This window comes from uncultured Lactobacillus sp. (genome assembly GCF_944327175.1).
Classification (GTDB): Bacteria; Bacillota; Bacilli; order Lactobacillales; family Lactobacillaceae; genus Lactobacillus.
In genome coordinates, this window is record NZ_CALVGT010000014.1 from 43,422 (window position 1) to 59,447 (window position 16,026).

A 16,026-nucleotide genomic window follows, 5' to 3' on the forward strand; every position below is an offset into this window, starting at 1 on the left:
AAATGCCGGCTTTCAGATATAATTAAGGAAGATGAAATTTAAGGAGGAAAACTCAGACATGAGTGAAGAAATTCGCTGCATCGGCTGTGGCGCGGCTCTGCAGAGCCAGGACAAGCAGCTGCCAGGCTACCTGCCGGCCAGTGCCCTGGCCAAGGTGGAAAATGGTGAAAGAGAAGAAGTTTACTGCCAGCGCTGCTTCCGCTTGCGCCACTACAACGAGATCATGCCGGTCTCCTTGGACAATGATGACTTTTTGGCACTTCTGAACACCATGGCGGAAAAGAAGGCCTTGATCGTCAACGTGGTGGACCTGTTTGACTTCTCCAACTCGCTGATTTCTTCTTTGAAGCGTTTTGTCGGCAATAATGACTTTATCCTGGTCGGCAACAAGTTGGACCTCTTCCCGAAGAACTCCAAGGAAAGCAAGATCAAGGACTGGATGCGGCAGGAAGCCAACCGGATGGGCCTGTACCCTAAGGATATCTTCTTGATCTCCGCGGCCAAGAAGAAGAACCTGGATACTTTGATCAACTACTTGAACAAGCATAGCCAGGACCAGGACGTCTACTTCGTCGGCACGACCAATGTCGGCAAGTCGACTTTGATTAACGCCATCATCGATGAAATGGGGGATGTCCAGGACCTGATCACTACTTCCCGTTTCCCGGGAACCACTTTGGACCAGATCGAAATTCCTTTGGACAACGGCCACTTCTTGGTCGACACCCCAGGGATTTTGACTGACAAGCAGCTGGCCAGCCGGCTGGACCCGAAAGATTTGGACCTGGCTTCCCCAAAGAAGCCGCTTAAACCGGCTACTTACCAGCTTTTGCCAGGCAATACCATCTTCTTGGCCGGCCTGGGCAGAATCGACTACCTGAAGGGGCCGTCAACCAGCTTTACCATCTACGCTGCCCGGGGCATGTACATCCACCGGACCAAGACGGAGAAGGCTGACGAATTTTACCAAAAGCACGTGGGCGAATTGCTCTCTCCGCCCGGGACAAATAGCGACCTGCCGCCGCTTAAAGGGCAGGAGTACTCCATCAAGTACCGCAGTGACGTATTGTTTGCCGGGGTGGGCTTTATCACCGTGCCGGAAGGCTGCGTGATCAAGGCCTACACGCCGGGCGGAATCGGCTTGGGGACCAGAAGAGCTTTGATTTAGAGGTTGTAACATGGATTCATTGGTAGATTTCAGTAAAGAAACGCAAGTAAAAGTGCAGACGGCTGAGAGCCAGCGGAAAGGCAAGCAGATCGGCATCATGGGCGGCACCTTCAACCCGGTGCACATGGCCCATTTGGTTGCCGCTGAACAGGCCATGACTAAGCTGCACCTGGATGAAGTCTGGTTCATTCCGGACAATATTCCTCCGCATAAGGACGCTCCCTTAAACGTGTCTGCCCGCGACCGGGCCACCATGCTGGATTTGGCTACCCGGGACAACCCCCGTTTTCGGGTCAAGCTGCTGGAACTCTTCAGAGGCGGCGTTTCTTACACGATTGATACCATGCGCTACTTAACCAAGAAGGCGCCGGAAAATACCTACTACTTGATCATGGGCAGCGACCAGGTCAACAGCTTCCACAAGTGGAAGAACGCTGACGAACTGGCCAAATTAGCTACCTTGGTCGGTATCCGCCGGCCGGGCTACCCGCAAGATCCCCAGTATTCCATGATCTGGGTTGATGCTCCGGATATCCGGCTCAGCTCAACCGCCATCCGCCGGGCCGTTTCAACTGGGACCTCAATCCGCTATCTGGTACCGGACAAGGTCCGCGAATATATTGAAGAAAAGGGGCTTTACCGTGACTGATCCAGTTTTTAAGGAAACATATTCCCCCCTGTCCAGCAGTGAATTGGTGGCCAAGGAAAAGAGCATGATGGATGAAAAGCGCTTTGCCCACTGCGTCCGCGTCAGTGAAACTGCCCGGACTCTGGCCAAATTGAACGGCTATGATGAAGACAAGGCGGCTTTAGCCGGTTTTGTTCACGACTATGCCAAGCAGATTCCAGTTGAAGAATACATCAAGGTCATTAAGGAAGAAGGATTTGACCCAGACCTTTTAAACTGGAACCGGGCGATCTGGCACGGGATCGTGGGCAGCTGGTTCATCAAGCGCGACCTCGGCATCACTGACCCGGAAATTTTGACCGCTGTCTACCGGCACACCACTGGGGACGTGGAAATGACCACCCTGGATCAGATCGTCTTCGTGGCTGACTATATCGAGCCTGGCCGGACCTTTGCCGGCGTTGAAGAGGCCAGAAAGACCAGCTACGCGGATTTAGCTTCCGGGGTTGGCTATGAACTGGCCCACACTCTGGCCTTTTTAGCCCAAAAGAGAAGCAAGATCTACCCAAGGACTTTGGCTGCTTACAATGTCTGGGCAGCTGAGTAAAAATAGATTAATTGAAAAGTAACTAAACATTAGGAGAAAAATTTGAAGAGCGAAGAATTACTTGACTTAGTTTTAAACGCAATCAGCGAACGGCACGGGGAAGACACCGAAGCCTACGACATGCGCGGCATCAGCATTCTGGCTGACTACTTCGTGGCCACCAGCGCCACTTCCAGCCGCCAGCTGCACGCCATTGCCAACAGCATCATCGAAGCCTGCCACGAAGCTGGCTTCTACGACTACCGGGTTGAAGGCAACCATGACTCAGAATGGCTCCTGGTTGACCTGGGCGACGTTGTTGTCAACATCTTCTCAGAAGATGCCCGGGCCTTCTACAACCTGGAAAAGCTCTGGGCTGACGGCAAGCGCGTGGAAATTGAGGAAGACTAGGCAATGAGCGTTGTCGGGATTGTAGCTGAATATAACCCTTTCCACAGTGGCCATGAATTCCTGATGAACCAGGCCCGCTTGATCGCTGGCGATGATCCCATTATCGCGGTCATGTCCGGCAATTACGTGCAAAGAGGGGAAATGGCCATCCTGGACAAGTGGTCCAGGGCCCGCAGCGCCATTGAGGCCGGGGCTGACCTGGTCTTTGAGCTGCCTTTTTCCTATGCTGTCCAAGCTGCCGACATGTTCGCTACCGGTGGGGTTGACCTTTTGACCCGCTTGGGAGCCAGGAACCTGGTCTTTGGGGTTGAAGACGCTAACTTGAATTTTGAATATTTCGGCGACCGGATCTCCAAGATCCCCCGGCAAAGGCAGGAATTTGCTGACTACAGCCAGACTTATTCCACCCAGTACAACCAAATGGTGGCCCGGGAAGTCGGCCATGAAGTCAGCGAGCCTAACGCGATTTTGGGCCTGGCTTATGCCGTGGCTAATGCCAATCTAGGCTCGCCTTTAAAGCTCAGCCCGGTCAACCGGGTTGGGGCCGGCCATGATGACATCCTGCAAAGAGAAGCAGCTGTCCAAAGCGCCAGCGCTATCCGCAACCTCCTTTTAAACGGGGCCGAGTGGGCAGAACTGGAGCAGTGGCTGCCAAAAGGGGAAATTGCCGCTTTTGACCAGGAAAAGGTCCTGCCCAACTGGGAAATGCTCTTTCCATTTCTGAAATATCGGCTGGAATCAGCTTCAATCAAGGAATTGCAGCAGATTTACCAGATGAGTGAGGGCCTGGAATACAAGTTCAAGGCAGAAATTCACTTGGCTGAAAACTTTGCTGACTTCCTCCGCCGGGTCAAGTCCAAGCGCTACACCTATTCAAGGTTAAGAAGACTGAGTCTTTATACTCTTTTGAACGTGACTGAAGCCGATGTCTTAAAAAGCTATGACCATGTTTCCACCATGCTTCTGGCTTACAGCAAGCGGGGGCGGAAATATTTAAAGCAGCAGCGGAAAGAATTCGCGGTTGACATCGTTTCCAAGGTGGACCGCAAGAATGCCCAAGAAGGGACCCTGGGCCTACAGGTCAGGGTTGACCGCTTATTTGAACAGATTGTTGGCGCTGACCAGAACTTTGGCCGGCGGCCACTCGAGGTAAATTAATGCTAGAACTTTCATTTTTCCAAATCAAGAACAGCCGGGAGCCTTTGACCCAGATCTCAGCTGATTTGACTTTTGCTGACGGCTTTTACCAGCGGGCCAAGGACCTGGTCTACGAGGTGAAAAGCGCCCACGTGGAAGGTCAGCTCTTTTATGACGAACCATTTGTGACTGGCAATTTCCAAGTGGAAGCCGATCTTCTGGTTCCGTCCTCCCGTAGCTTGGAAGCAGTGCCATTAAAGCAGAAATTCAGCTTCGTGGAAAATTATTCTGACCATGAACCGACCCAGGAAGAAAAGGAACTGGGCTTGATGATCATTCCGCTGGACGATGACCGCATTGACGTGCAGACGGCCGTGGAAGACAACATGCTCTTGAATATTCCAAGCACGGTTTTGACCAAGGAAGAAGCTGAAGAAGATCTGTACCCAGAAGGGCAGGGCTGGGAAGTCATGTCTGAACAAGACTTCGCCGGCCAGAAGAAGGACCAGGTCAACCCGGCCTTCGCCCAGCTGCAGGGTCTTTTGGATAAGATGCAGGCTGAAGAAGACAAAGATAAAGCCGAAGACGAAGAAAAATAATCTTCCCTTAAAAACAAGTCTTTTTCCAGAGAAAATTAATCTGGCAGGGGAGCTACTAATTAGTATCAAGTAATATAAAACTATATCGAAAAATATAGCATAATGTTCTTGTGAACGAAAACGAATTCTATTTAAGATAGAAAATAAGTGTGTTGCACCTATGATTTTAGTTAAAAGATGCAACGCATTTTTTGGTTCTTCTTCAAACGTATGTTTGTAAATAAACTGAAATACGTGCTAAAATATGCTTGTCGAAAAGAGGTGAAGAAAAATGGCAATCAAAAGGACTCACGTATATCGTTTATATCCAGATGCTACTATGGCTCATGTCTTGGATCAGTGGTGTGACTATCGCCGTTATTGCTACAATAAGGCCCTAGAACTGTGGAATGCGACCTATTCGGAATATCGTATGCTAGTCAGTCCAGAGATTCTGACGGAATTTAAGAAGCCAAAAGAAGAACGGCAATTTACTGAAGAGCAGAAGTTATTTATATCTAGATACTACCCAACCGCAGCACTGATTCAGAAAAAGCTTACGTCAAGCAAACAGTCATGGGAAAAGCAGGTCTCTTCTCGTATCCTGCAGCAAGCATGTGCTGACTTGGGCAAAGCGTTCAAGAAGTTTGCCAAAGATAAGGCGCTCAAAGTTAAAAGGGGTGCCGGACATCCCGTTTTTCAATCCAAGAAAGCCAAACGCCAAGGCTTTAAGTTGACTCAAGGCGTGGTGCTCGCAAAGGAAGGCAATCACGGGAAGCTGACCTTGCCCGTCCCAGCACCTTATAAGGGTGAGTGGCATAGCATAAGATTTTCTGAAATCCCCAAAAATGCCGAATTTGGAACGGTAAGCTTTTACCGTGAACACGGCCATTACTACATGGCGGTTCCTTACAAGTATGAGACGCCACCATACATTCACAAGCATACGGGTAAGAAGACAGGGATTGACGTCAATGTCAGTCATTTCAACGATGCAGAAGGAGAACACTATTTTCTGCACAAAGGAAACAATGGCGCCGTCAATCTTGAGAGAGTCTATGAGAACATCAAGCACCAGCAGCGGATTCTGGCAAGAAAGCTGGAAGAAAATGGCCAGATTGCCGGGAAGCGCTCAAAAAGCTATCAAAAAGCGAGAATCAAGCTTCAGAAGCTTTACGAGCGTGCTCACCGAATGCAAGATGACGCGATGCACAAGTACACGACTCATCTTGTCAGAGAATATGATGCAATCTGCATTGAGGATCTGAACGTCAAGGGCATGCTAATGAGCCATGTCGCTTCAAAAGGCGTGCACCGTGCACTGTTTGGACGCTTTCGCCGCTATCTCGAATACAAGTGCAAGTCAGCCGGGGTCAAATTGGTGATTGCCAATCGCTTTTATCCAAGCACCCAGCGCTGTGCAGTTTGTGGCAATATCAAGAAAAATGACGAAAAGATCACTCTTTCTGGCAATAAAAAGCATGGCACCAAGCACAATGACTATGTGTGCTACAACAAAAAATGTCCGAACTACAACAAGGTTGTAGATCGGGACATGAACGCGATGATGAATCTTGCTTTTTTGATTGATCATCCAAGATACAATAAAGCATTGTAAAAAAAGGGATCCGCAAAGATCCCTACGGGCAGGCTAATGGCCGGAATGCCATCTGTTACTTGAGCAGTTGCGTAAGTGGCTGTTTCGGTGCAGATGGCTCACCGGACGGGAAGCCGATAAGTTGCTTTGGCAGCGAATCGGTTTCTGCGACCACGCATGCAATTCCTCAAATGGAAGAACATGCGAGAAGCGAGTTCAGAACTCGTGAGACAGTTCGGTTGCTCATCTTCGGATAAAGGCATTGCTTGCGGCTTCGGCCGTACAGGTGATGTGAGCATATCGAGTGCAGAGATCGCCCACGCTGTCAATGCGAAAGCTTGGCAGTGAACGCTCGTGAGAGAAATGGAAGCCGGCAGAGTCCTATGTTATGTGCTGGGTATGTTCCAGCCAGGCATGTCGGTGCTGGAAGTAGAGATATCGATGATGTGATAGTCGCAAAGTTGAATATCTTGACCATAATGTGAACCAGCCGGTATCAAGCGCACATTCTTCCACATTTCTTATAGCACTTGTTTTTCTATGGGGCTTGTTAAAAAGCTAATTTTGGGCTATCCTAGAATTATTAAAATATACTTTAAGATTATACTTGGATTCAGCAGACCCAAATTAAATCGACAGGATATGAGGGGATAAAAACATGCCGAAAATTTTAATTGTTGAAGACGAAAAGAACCTGGCTCGTTTCGTCGAACTCGAACTCCAGCACGAAGGCTATGAGACCGTAGTGGAAAACAACGGCCGCAAGGCTTTGGACCGCGCTTTGAGCGAAGACTTCGACGCGATCTTGCTGGACTTGATGCTGCCAGACTTGAACGGTTTGGAAATTGCCCGCCGTGTACGGCAGAGCAAGACCACGCCGATCATCATGATGACGGCCCGCGACTCCGTGATTGACCGGGTATCAGGCCTGGACCACGGGGCAGACGACTACATCGTCAAGCCATTTGCCATTGAAGAATTGCTGGCCCGCCTGCGCGCTGTCTTGCGCCGGGTCAAGATCGAAAAGGATGCTTCAAAGGACAAGCTGCCGCGGCAAAAGGTGGTCAAGTTCAAAGACCTGACCATTGAAACCGCCAACCGGATCGTTCACCGGGGTGACGGCAAGACCGTTGACTTGACCAAGCGGGAATACAACCTGCTCATGACCTTGATCGAAAATAAGAACAATGTCGTTGGCCGTGACCAGCTCTTGAACAAGATCTGGGGACCGGAATCAAACATCGAAACTAACGTTGTCGAAGTTTACGTACGTTACCTCCGCAACAAGATCGACATCCCTGGCCAGCCATCTTACATCAAGACGGTGCGCGGAACCGGCTACATGGTAAGAGACGAGGACGACAATGCCTAAGCAAAACGCCGCCAGCGGCAAGAAGGGGACCAGACACGTTTCACTGATCGTGAGATGGGTCAGCATCGTCGCGATGACGATCACGGTCTCCTTTCTTGTTTTCTCAGCTGTCGTCTACAATACGGTCAAACAGGAAGCCTTGAGCCAGCAGAAAGACACTTCCAATGAAGTCGTCAACGTCCTCCGCAAGCGCCTGGTCGGCATCGATGATGAGCTGGAAATCACTAACGTGGTCCAGCAATTATCTCCAAACACCAGACGGATCTTGAAGGGCGGGCCGGCTCTGTCAGAAAACAACAATGACAACATCAGCGTTTTTGGCGACACGGTCTTAAGTACCGTGACCAACCCTGACGTGACCGTGGCGATCTACAACCTCCGCAATGAGATCGTCTTCCATAACGGCGACAGCGCCCCTAAACTGGTCAAGTTCACCAGCGAAAGCAAGAGCGTAGTCAAGGAAGACAAGAAGGGGAAAAGTTCACTTTATGTCTACCGGAAGGTCAGAAACCGGACGACTCACAAATTGACCGGCTATATCGTCGTCAAGAACCAGATGACTGGCTACAACCGCTTGATTTCTCGGACTTTGAAGGCCATGCTCTGGCTTTCAATCCTGGGGGTCAGCCTGGCGATTGTAATTTCCTACCTGGTTGTCCGCAGCGTCGTCAGACCGATCAACAAGATGTCTAAGGTGGCCAGGGAAGTCAACGCCGACCCGAACAGTACGGCCAGAATTCCCGAGCTGCACAGAAAAGACGAACTGGAAGAACTGGCCCTGTCCTTCAACATGATGCTGGACCGGATGCAGAAGTACATCGAGCAGCAGAAGCAGTTCGTCTCTGACGTCTCCCACGAATTAAGGACGCCTGTAGCGGTCATTGAGGGCCATCTGAGCATGCTTAAGCGCTGGGGCAAGGATGACCCGCAGGTCCTGGAAGAATCCATTGACGCCTCGGTTTCAGAGGCTGAGCGGATGAAGCACTTGATCCAGGAAATGCTGGACCTGACCCGGGCTGAGCAGATCAGCGTCCACTACCCGAACGCCATTGCTGAGCCGATGGAAGTTTTGACCCGGGTAGTCGGGGACATGGGCATGGTTCACCCGGACTTCAAGATCTCCTTGGAAGTTGAGGACCTGGACCCGGATACCAAGATTCAGATCTACCAGGGCCACCTGGAACAGATTTTGATCATCTTGATTGACAACGGGATCAAGTACTCAACCGACCGCAAGGAAATTGCCGTGGCTGCCGGCCAGTCCGGCCAGGAAATGCAGATCGTTGTCCAAGACTACGGGGAAGGGATTTCTGACGAGGACAAGAAGAAGATCTTCAACCGCTTCTACCGGGTCGACAAGGCCAGAACCCGGGAAAAGGGCGGCAACGGCCTGGGCCTGTCAATTGCCCAGAAGCTGGTGGAATCCTACCACGGGACCATTGACGTTGAATCTGTCTTAGGCCAGGGGAGCCAGTTCAGAATCACCTTCCCGGTCTTGACTGAAGAAGAAGTCAAAGAATTGGAAAGCCGGGAAGAGCAAAAGCAAGCTGGAACTGAGAGTCCTAAGAAAGATCCGACAATTTAACAGAATTTAGAGCAAAGTAAAAGCCGCTTTCCAGCGGCTTTTACTTTTTTGTTTTGTCTTGTTTATTTTTGTGTTTTTTCTTTGGAAGCTTACTTCCGCTTTTGCTTGCCCTGGTTGCGCTTGCGCAGGTCACCGGACTTCGGCTGGCTGGTAGGCTTTTGTTCAGGGGCTGGCTTTAAGATCTGGTCAAGCTTGGCTTGGGTAACGACTTCCACGATCGGGCTGTCTTCCAGTTCCTTGGAAACCCGCTTCTTGGCCCGCGGCTGTACGATGAAGGTGGTGATCAGCTGCTGGATGACCATGACCAGGTTGCCGACTGCCCAGTAAAGGGCCAGGGCGCCGGAGAAGGATATGGAGAAGAAGAAGGTCATGATTGGGTTCATCAGCATGGTGGCCTGCATGGTCTTCTTCTGCTCTTCAGGGATGCCGATCATGGCCACGTAGCTTTGAATCAAGGCAAAAACAGTGGCGATGATGGCCAGGACCATGGACTGGCTGGACAGGGAAATGCCGAAGAAGGTGGACTTAGCCAGGGCGTTTGAGTAAGCCACAGCCTGGTAGATCCCGATCATGATCGGCATTTGGATCAAGAGGGGTAGGCAGCCCATCCCGCCAGTCATAGAGACATTGTTCTTGGAATAGATCTCTCTTTGCAGACCACTCAAGGCCAGCTGCTGGTCAGGAGTCATGCCTGGTGTCTTCATGGCTTTTTGCAAAAGCTGCATTTGCGGCTGCAGGCGGTGCATCTTTTCCTGCTGCAGGGTGGCCTTGTGCTGCTGGTTCAGCATGAGCGGCATCAAGATCACTCTGACGACCAAAGTGATGATGACGATAGCCCAGCCGGCCCCGCTGGCCCCGCCGATAGCGTGGGCGATGTTGACGGTAATGTGCTGCAAAGGCAGGCCGATCCATTCATAGATCCAGTAGTAAGGGCCACTGGTCGGGGCCTTTAAGCTGCCGTTTTTGCTGGTCTGGCTGGCGCAGGCCGTAAGGAAAAGCGGCAAAAGGGCCAGCAGGCTGACAGGTAATAAACGTTTTTTGATTTTTTTCATTGAGTACTTTCTCTCCAAATTTATAGGATCTGTCTAATATAATACATGAAAAGAATGCATTTGTTCCATTTCAGGCAGAACTTTTGTGTCTAAACGTGAAATTTGGGCATATGGCGCCGCGTTTGGCAACTCAGCTTTAAACTTGACCAGGTCAGTTGGCGTTCCTTGAATGACAATGGTGACCGTTCCGTCAGGGTTGTTTCTCACGCTGCCCGGCAGCTTCATCTTCTGGGCCAGCATCTGCACGCTCCAGCGGAAGCCCACGCCTTGCACGACCCCATGCGCTAATAGTTCCCATGTTTGCATTTTGCTTACCTTCTTTATTTTTTGCAAAAAATCATTAAAATAGTATTTCTAAGGAGTATTTTATCATGCAAGAAAGAACATCTGTCAATAATCCGCAAATTAAGGCCATCGGCAAGCTGAATCAGAAGAAATACCGCGAAGAAAGCGGCTATTACTTGATCGAAGGCTTCCACCTGGTTGAAGAAGCCTTAAAAGTAAGAGTCAAGTACCGGGAAATCCTGGCGACTGAAGAAGCGTTCAGCCGCTTGGAGCAACTGGGCCTGGTTTATGATGAAGGCAAGCTGATCAAGATTAGCCAAAGCGTGGCCAGCCACCTTAGCAGCACCAAAAATTCCCAGGACATCTTCATGACCGTCAAGATCAACCAGCCAGAGCATTTTGCCTTTAGCTACGGCAAGTGGGTCCTCTTAGACGACCTGGCTGACCCGGGCAATGTCGGTACCATTATCCGGACCGCCGACGCGGCCGGCTTTGACGGGGTGATCCTGTCGAACAAGACGGTTGACCTCTACAACCCAAAGGTGCAGCGGTCCATGCAGGGGAGCCAGTTCCACTTGAACTTGATCAAGGCTGACCTGTCCGAAGCCATTGCCAGCTTGAAGGCCGCGGACATTCCGGTTTATGCCAGCCTCTTGGACCCTGCCGCTAAACAATTGGGCGACTTTGCCCCAGTAGCCCAGGTCGCCCTAATCATCGGCAATGAAGCCCATGGGGTAAGCCCGGAAATCGCGGCTTTGGCTGATGAGAAGCTCTACATCCCGATTAAGGGCCGGGCTGAGTCTTTGAACGCCGCTGTTGCCGCCGGGATCATGATCTACCACTTCAGCTAAAAAGTATTTCGCTTGTATTTCGTAAGTAAAGTATGCTTAAATAGATAACATGGAAACTAATTTGAGGAGGATTTCTCTATGACAGAATTAGCCGAACAGGACGCACCATGCTGTAAAAACGCTGAAAACTACGAAATGTGCGCCCGCTTCGTCAAGGCCTTTGAGATCATCGGCAAGAAGTGGAACGGTTTGATTATCAGCTCCTTGTGCGACACCAAGGCCATGCGTTTCCGGGACCTGGCCCACACGGTCGGTGCCTGCTCTGACCGGGTTCTGGTCGAACGCCTGCGGGAGCTGGAAGCTGACGGGATCGTCAAGCGGTCCAAGGATGAGGAAAAGAAGATCGTCCTTTACACTTTGACGCCAAAAGGGGCCGAATTAAAGCCAGTCTTCAACCAGGTTCATATCTGGGCTGACAAGTGGGCGTAAAAACGACTTGCATTTAAGCAAGTTTTAGCCTATGATTTTAATTAATTACTAAGAACAAGACTAGTAGCAAGTCCGGTCTTTGACAGGGAGGTTTCTTGGCAACTGAAAGGAAACCAAAGAGCAGCTTGCGAATTTCATCTTGCGAGTAGGATCTAATCAATTCCGGCTGCCACCGTTATCGGTATAGAGCGTAGGCCTTTTTGGGCCTAAACTAGGGTGGTACCGCGAAGCTTCGTCCCTTTTGGGGGGCGGAGCTTTTTTTGTTGAAAGGAGTAAGTAAATGGATTTATTTGATCGATTGAAGGACCTGCGGGAGCAGGGGCTTGCTGAAATCAAGGAAGCAGAAAGCGAAAAGAGCCTGAATGACGTCCGGGTCAAGCTGGTCGGCAAGAAGGGGGAACTGACGCAAATTCTGCACCAGATGAAGGACATTGCTCCGGAAAAGCGGCGGGAAGTCGGCCAGAAGGTCAACGAACTCCGCGACCTCTTTAATGAAAACCTGGCTTCTGCCAAGGATAAGCTGATCGAAAAGGCCATTGAGGCCCGCCTGGAAGCTGAAAAGATCGACGTGACCCTGCCAGGGCGCAGAAAGCATGTCGGCTCCAAGCACCCGATCAGAATTATTCAAGACGACCTGGAACGCTTCTTCATCGGCATGGGCTACCAAGTTGTCCAAGGCCCGGAAATCGAAAGCGAACACTACAACTTCGAAATGCTGAACCTGCCTAAGGACCACCCGGCCCGGGACATGCAGGCTACTTTCTACGTTGACGCTGACCACCTGCTGCGGAGTCAGACTTCACCAGTCCAAGCCCGGACCATGGAAAAGCATGACTTTGATAAGGGGGACCTCAAGATGATCTCCCCAGGCAAGGTCTACAGAAGAGACGATGACGACGCCACCCACTCCCACCAGTTCATGCAGATGGAAGGGCTGGTTGTCGGCAAGAACATCTCCTTGAGCGACCTTAAGGGGACCTTAGAACTGGTGGCCAAACACGAATTCGGCCAGGACCGGGAAACCCGCCTGCGGCCAAGCTACTTCCCATTTACTGAACCGTCAGTTGAAATGGACGTTTCCTGCTTTGAATGCGGCGGCAAGGGTTGCGCGATCTGCAAGAACACCGGCTGGATCGAAGTTCTGGGTGCCGGGATCGTTCACCCGAATGTTTTGTCCGCTGCCGGCATTGACCCGGCCGTCTACTCCGGCTTTGCCTTTGGCCTGGGCCTGGATCGCTTCGCCATCTTGAAGTATGGCATTGACGACATCCGCGACTTTTACAGTGACGACGTGCGCTTCTTGCAACAATTCCGTCAGGAGGAAGATTAATGTTAGTTTCTTACAATTGGTTGAAAGATTTCTTGAATATGGATGGCGTGGACCCTTACGCCTTGGCTGAAAAACTGACCCGGTCCGGGGTTGAAATCGCCTCAACGGTTCACCCGGAAGAAGGCTTGAGCAAGCTGGTCGTGGGCCACATTTTGACCTGCGAGAAGATCGAAGGGACCCACCTCAACAAGACCATGGTTGACGTTGGCGAAGATGAAGCCCGCCAAATCGTCTGCGGGGCACCTAACGTGGCCGCCGGCCAGGACGTGATCGTAGCTCTGCCAGGGGCACATTTGCCAGGCGGGATCAAGATAAAGAAGGGCAAGTTGCGTGGGATTGAATCCAACGGGATGATCTGCGGCCTGCAAGAACTCGGCTTCAGCGACTCCGTTGTTCCGCCGAAGTACGCTGACGGCATCTGGGTTTTCCATGATCCGGACCTCAAGCCTGGTGACTCTGTCTTTGAAGCTCTGGGGATGGACGACTACGTTTTGGACTTCGACATTACTCCAAACCGGGCCGACACTTCCTCAATGGAAGGGGCAGCTTACGAAGTTGGTGCCTTGATCGACCAAAAGCCAAAGATCGAAGACCTTGTCCTTAAAGAAGACGGGGCAGACTGGACTGGCGACTTTACTGCCGCTGCCGATGAAAAGATTGCGCCGAAGTACTACTTGCGAAAGCTGACCGGGGTCAAGATCGCTGAAAGTCCTCTTTGGCTGCAGGCCCGCTTATGGAATGCCGGCATCCGCCCGATCAATAACGTGGTCGACGCGACCAACTATGTCATGCTCTTGACTGGCCAACCAATGCACGCTTACGACGCCAAGCTTTTTGACAAGACCAAGAAGATCGAAGTCCGCCTGGCCAAGGAAGGCGAAAAGCTGCAGCTCTTAAATGAAAAAGAAATCGACCTGGACCCGCAAGACATCGTCATCACTGACGGTGAACAGGCAGTCGGCTTAGCCGGCGTAATGGGCGGCTTAAACAGCGAAGTTACTGAAGGGACCACTGACGTGATCCTGGAAGCCGCTGTCTTTGACCCAGCCTTGACCAGAAAGGCAGCTCTGCGGCATGACAACCGGACTGACGCTTCAGCTTTGTTTGAAAAGGGAATCAACTGGGACAACACCCAAAAGGCTTTGGATGCCTGTGCTTTGATCTTGCGGGCAAATGCCGGCGCCACTGTCTTAGCTGGTGAAATCAAGGCTAGCGACCAGGATAAGGAGCCAGTTGTCATCACCACTACTGCCTCCCGGACCAACAAGATCCTGGGCACTAACCTGTCCATGGACGAAATCGTCAAGATCCTGGGCAAGCTGAACTTCCCGGTTGAAGTAAAGGGCGACGAATACACGGTAACTGTGCCAAACCGCCGCTGGGACATCTTCATTGACTCTGACATCTTTGAAGAAGTCGGCCGGATTTACGGCTACGACAACATCAAGTCCACCCATCCGGCTACCGGTGAACTGACTGGCGGCTACGCGGCTGATGAAGTCAAGGTCCGCCACCTGCGCCAATTGCTGGAAGGGCAAGGGCTCAGCGAAACGATCAACTACTCCCTGACTTCTGAAGAACTAGCCACGACTTTTGTCAAAAAGGCCCTGGCCCCAGTCAAGGTCAACTGGCCGCTGAACTCAGCCAGAACCACCATGCGGCAAAACTTGATTTGCGGCCTTTTGGACACGGTTGCCTACAACTTTGCCCGTAAGCAAACTGATCTGCAGCTCTTTGAAAACGGCCGCGTCTACGACATGGAAGGCGGCGACTACCACGAACACGAACACCTGGCAGCCGCTTACGTCGGCCTGGCCGGGGAAAGCAACTGGCAGCACAAGGACGAAGTCGTTGACTTCTACTACGTCAAGGGGCAGCTAGAAGACGTATTTGAAATGATCGGCGTTAAGGACGTGGAATACCGGGCAGAAGCAATTAAGGGGATGCACCCGACCAGAACTGCTGGCATCTACGTAAATGATGAATACATCGGTCTGATCGGCCAAATCGCCCCGGTTTTGACCATGACTGACAAGAACTTTGCTGGCAAGGAAATCTACGTTTACGAACTGAACCTGGATGCCTTGCTGCCTCTCATGGCCAAAGGTGTCAAGTCTAAGCCGGCTCCGAAGTACCCAGCCGTGCAACGGGACCTGTCAATTTTGGTTGACGAAGATGTTACTAATGCCCAAGTTGAAAGCTGCATCAAGGAAAATGCCGGCAAGTACCTGGTCAGCGTTGAAGTTATCGACGTCTACCAAGGGTCCCACTTGGCCGCCGGCAAGAAGAGCCTGGCTTACCGCTTGACCTTCTTGAATGAGGCAGAAACCTTGACTGACGCGGTTGTCACTAAGGCAACCGACAATGTTCAAGCTGCTTTGGAAGAAAAATTAGAAGCAAACATTCGTTAATAGTTGACTTTCCCGGAATTAAACTCTAATATTTAACAATGCATAATGCGTTAAATAAAGGAGAATCAAAATGCCTGAAAAAACCTATGAAATGACTGCCGAAGGCAAGAAGCAGCTGGAAGAAGAACTGCAGACCCTGAAGTTTGTCAAGCGGCCGCAAATCGTGGAACGTTTGAAGATTGCCCGTTCTTACGGGGACTTGTCTGAAAACTCAGAATACGACGCAGCCAAAGATGAGCAAATGCGGCTGGAAGAAAGAATCGATGCCGTCACCGAACAATTGAAGTATGCTGTCGTTGTCGACACTGATGCAGTTGACCCCGACGAAGTAAGTATCGGCAAGACCGTTACGGTTACTGAAGTCGGCGAAGACGAACCGGAAACTTATGAAATTGTGGGGAGCAGCCAGTCTGACCCATTCCATGGCAAGGTTTCCAACGAATCTCCGATCGGCAAGGCCCTGCTTGGTCACAAGAAGGGTGAAACAGTCAAGATCAACGTTGACTCAGCCAACGTCAGCTACGATGTCGTAATCAACGACGTTAAGACGACCGACTAAAAAGGCGCTGTCCACCCGGACAGCACCTTTTTTTGCGCTCTGTTTTA

Annotated in this window: 16 protein-coding genes and 1 other annotated feature; of the genes, 14 read left to right on the top strand and 2 right to left on the bottom strand. The window is 51.1% G+C overall.

The window, feature by feature from the left end:
• Positions 1 to 58: 58 nt before the first annotated feature.
• The 9 genes from yqeH to Q0J41_RS01865 all read left to right on the top strand — a co-directional run bounded on the left by yqeH (position 59) and on the right by Q0J41_RS01865 (position 9,062).
• A complete protein-coding gene (yqeH, locus tag Q0J41_RS01825; RefSeq protein ID WP_296225404.1) occupies positions 59 to 1,168 on the top strand; it encodes a ribosome biogenesis GTPase YqeH in 1,110 nt (369 codons plus the stop codon).
• A 10-nt stretch (positions 1,169 to 1,178) separates the two neighbouring features.
• On the top strand, positions 1,179 to 1,817 hold the full coding sequence (locus tag Q0J41_RS01830; protein ID WP_296225406.1) for a nicotinate-nucleotide adenylyltransferase: 639 nt from the start codon (positions 1,179 to 1,181) through the stop codon (positions 1,815 to 1,817).
• Positions 1,810 to 2,403: a bis(5'-nucleosyl)-tetraphosphatase (symmetrical) YqeK gene (gene yqeK, locus Q0J41_RS01835; protein ID WP_296225408.1), complete on the top strand. Its 594-nt coding sequence runs from the start codon at positions 1,810 to 1,812 to the stop codon at positions 2,401 to 2,403. Before Q0J41_RS01830 ends, yqeK begins: the two co-directional genes overlap by 8 nt.
• Before the next feature lie 42 nt (positions 2,404 to 2,445).
• Complete coding sequence (gene rsfS / locus Q0J41_RS01840) at positions 2,446 to 2,793, top strand: ribosome silencing factor (RefSeq protein WP_270447637.1); 348 nt, start codon at positions 2,446 to 2,448, stop codon at positions 2,791 to 2,793.
• A 3-nt stretch (positions 2,794 to 2,796) separates the two neighbouring features.
• Positions 2,797 to 3,951, top strand: coding sequence for a nucleotidyltransferase (locus Q0J41_RS01845; RefSeq protein ID WP_296225414.1), 1,155 nt, complete (start codon positions 2,797 to 2,799; stop codon positions 3,949 to 3,951).
• The gene (locus Q0J41_RS01850) at positions 3,951 to 4,529 is read left to right on the top strand and encodes a DUF177 domain-containing protein (protein WP_270447639.1); all 579 of its coding nucleotides are present in this window, start codon (positions 3,951 to 3,953) and stop codon (positions 4,527 to 4,529) included. Before Q0J41_RS01845 ends, Q0J41_RS01850 begins: the two co-directional genes overlap by 1 nt.
• Before the next feature lie 271 nt (positions 4,530 to 4,800).
• Entirely contained in the window at positions 4,801 to 6,126 is a 1,326-nt protein-coding gene (locus Q0J41_RS01855) for a transposase (protein WP_296225417.1), read from the top strand.
• Positions 6,127 to 6,763: 637 nt separating this feature from the next.
• Positions 6,764 to 7,477 (top strand): response regulator transcription factor, encoded by a 714-nt coding sequence (locus Q0J41_RS01860; protein ID WP_050952641.1) that lies wholly within the window; start codon positions 6,764 to 6,766, stop codon positions 7,475 to 7,477.
• A complete protein-coding gene (locus Q0J41_RS01865; protein ID WP_296225422.1) occupies positions 7,470 to 9,062 on the top strand; it encodes a HAMP domain-containing histidine kinase in 1,593 nt (530 codons plus the stop codon). The genes Q0J41_RS01860 and Q0J41_RS01865 overlap by 8 nt, the downstream gene beginning before the upstream one ends.
• 89 nt (positions 9,063 to 9,151) lie before the next feature.
• Here Q0J41_RS01865 and yidC read toward each other — a convergent pair whose 3' ends face one another.
• A complete protein-coding gene (yidC, locus tag Q0J41_RS01870) occupies positions 9,152 to 10,114 on the bottom strand; it encodes a membrane protein insertase YidC (protein WP_296225423.1) in 963 nt (320 codons plus the stop codon).
• Positions 10,115 to 10,147: 33 nt separating this feature from the next.
• Complete coding sequence (locus Q0J41_RS01875) at positions 10,148 to 10,420, bottom strand: acylphosphatase (protein ID WP_002879250.1); 273 nt, start codon at positions 10,418 to 10,420, stop codon at positions 10,148 to 10,150.
• A gap of 65 nt (positions 10,421 to 10,485) precedes the next feature.
• Here Q0J41_RS01875 and Q0J41_RS01880 point away from each other — a divergent pair, with 65 nt between their 5' ends.
• The 5 genes from Q0J41_RS01880 (at position 10,486) to greA (ending at position 15,979) form a co-directional block, all read left to right on the top strand.
• Positions 10,486 to 11,250 (top strand): RNA methyltransferase, encoded by a 765-nt coding sequence (locus Q0J41_RS01880; RefSeq protein WP_296225427.1) that lies wholly within the window; start codon positions 10,486 to 10,488, stop codon positions 11,248 to 11,250.
• 78 nt (positions 11,251 to 11,328) lie between these two features.
• Complete coding sequence (locus tag Q0J41_RS01885) at positions 11,329 to 11,679, top strand: helix-turn-helix domain-containing protein (protein WP_296225429.1); 351 nt, start codon at positions 11,329 to 11,331, stop codon at positions 11,677 to 11,679.
• 41 nt (positions 11,680 to 11,720) lie between these two features.
• Positions 11,721 to 11,922, top strand: a binding site (T-box leader).
• A 37-nt stretch (positions 11,923 to 11,959) separates the two neighbouring features.
• On the top strand, positions 11,960 to 13,009 hold the full coding sequence (gene pheS, locus Q0J41_RS01890; protein WP_296225431.1) for a phenylalanine--tRNA ligase subunit alpha: 1,050 nt from the start codon (positions 11,960 to 11,962) through the stop codon (positions 13,007 to 13,009).
• Complete coding sequence (gene pheT, locus Q0J41_RS01895) at positions 13,009 to 15,420, top strand: phenylalanine--tRNA ligase subunit beta (protein ID WP_296225433.1); 2,412 nt, start codon at positions 13,009 to 13,011, stop codon at positions 15,418 to 15,420. Before pheS ends, pheT begins: the two co-directional genes overlap by 1 nt.
• Positions 15,421 to 15,490: 70 nt before the next feature.
• Positions 15,491 to 15,979, top strand: a complete 489-nt coding sequence (gene greA / locus Q0J41_RS01900) for a transcription elongation factor GreA (RefSeq protein WP_296225436.1) — start codon at positions 15,491 to 15,493, stop codon at positions 15,977 to 15,979.
• Positions 15,980 to 16,026: the final 47 nt, after the last annotated feature.

Coding starts and splice junctions, on each gene's coding strand:
- yqeH (WP_296225404.1), top strand. CDS start 59: ATGAGTGAAGAAATTCGCTGCATCGGCTGTGGCGCGGCTCTGCAGAGC.
- Q0J41_RS01830 (WP_296225406.1), top strand. CDS start 1,179: ATGGATTCATTGGTAGATTTCAGTAAAGAAACGCAAGTAAAAGTGCAG.
- Q0J41_RS01845 (WP_296225414.1), top strand. CDS start 2,797: ATGAGCGTTGTCGGGATTGTAGCTGAATATAACCCTTTCCACAGTGGC.
- Q0J41_RS01850 (WP_270447639.1), top strand. CDS start 3,951: ATGCTAGAACTTTCATTTTTCCAAATCAAGAACAGCCGGGAGCCTTTG.
- Q0J41_RS01855 (WP_296225417.1), top strand. CDS start 4,801: ATGGCAATCAAAAGGACTCACGTATATCGTTTATATCCAGATGCTACT.
- Q0J41_RS01860 (WP_050952641.1), top strand. CDS start 6,764: ATGCCGAAAATTTTAATTGTTGAAGACGAAAAGAACCTGGCTCGTTTC.
- Q0J41_RS01865 (WP_296225422.1), top strand. CDS start 7,470: ATGCCTAAGCAAAACGCCGCCAGCGGCAAGAAGGGGACCAGACACGTT.
- yidC (WP_296225423.1), bottom strand. CDS start 10,114: ATGAAAAAAATCAAAAAACGTTTATTACCTGTCAGCCTGCTGGCCCTT.
- Q0J41_RS01875 (WP_002879250.1), bottom strand. CDS start 10,420: ATGCAAACATGGGAACTATTAGCGCATGGGGTCGTGCAAGGCGTGGGC.
- Q0J41_RS01880 (WP_296225427.1), top strand. CDS start 10,486: ATGCAAGAAAGAACATCTGTCAATAATCCGCAAATTAAGGCCATCGGC.
- Q0J41_RS01885 (WP_296225429.1), top strand. CDS start 11,329: ATGACAGAATTAGCCGAACAGGACGCACCATGCTGTAAAAACGCTGAA.
- pheS (WP_296225431.1), top strand. CDS start 11,960: ATGGATTTATTTGATCGATTGAAGGACCTGCGGGAGCAGGGGCTTGCT.
- pheT (WP_296225433.1), top strand. CDS start 13,009: ATGTTAGTTTCTTACAATTGGTTGAAAGATTTCTTGAATATGGATGGC.
- greA (WP_296225436.1), top strand. CDS start 15,491: ATGCCTGAAAAAACCTATGAAATGACTGCCGAAGGCAAGAAGCAGCTG.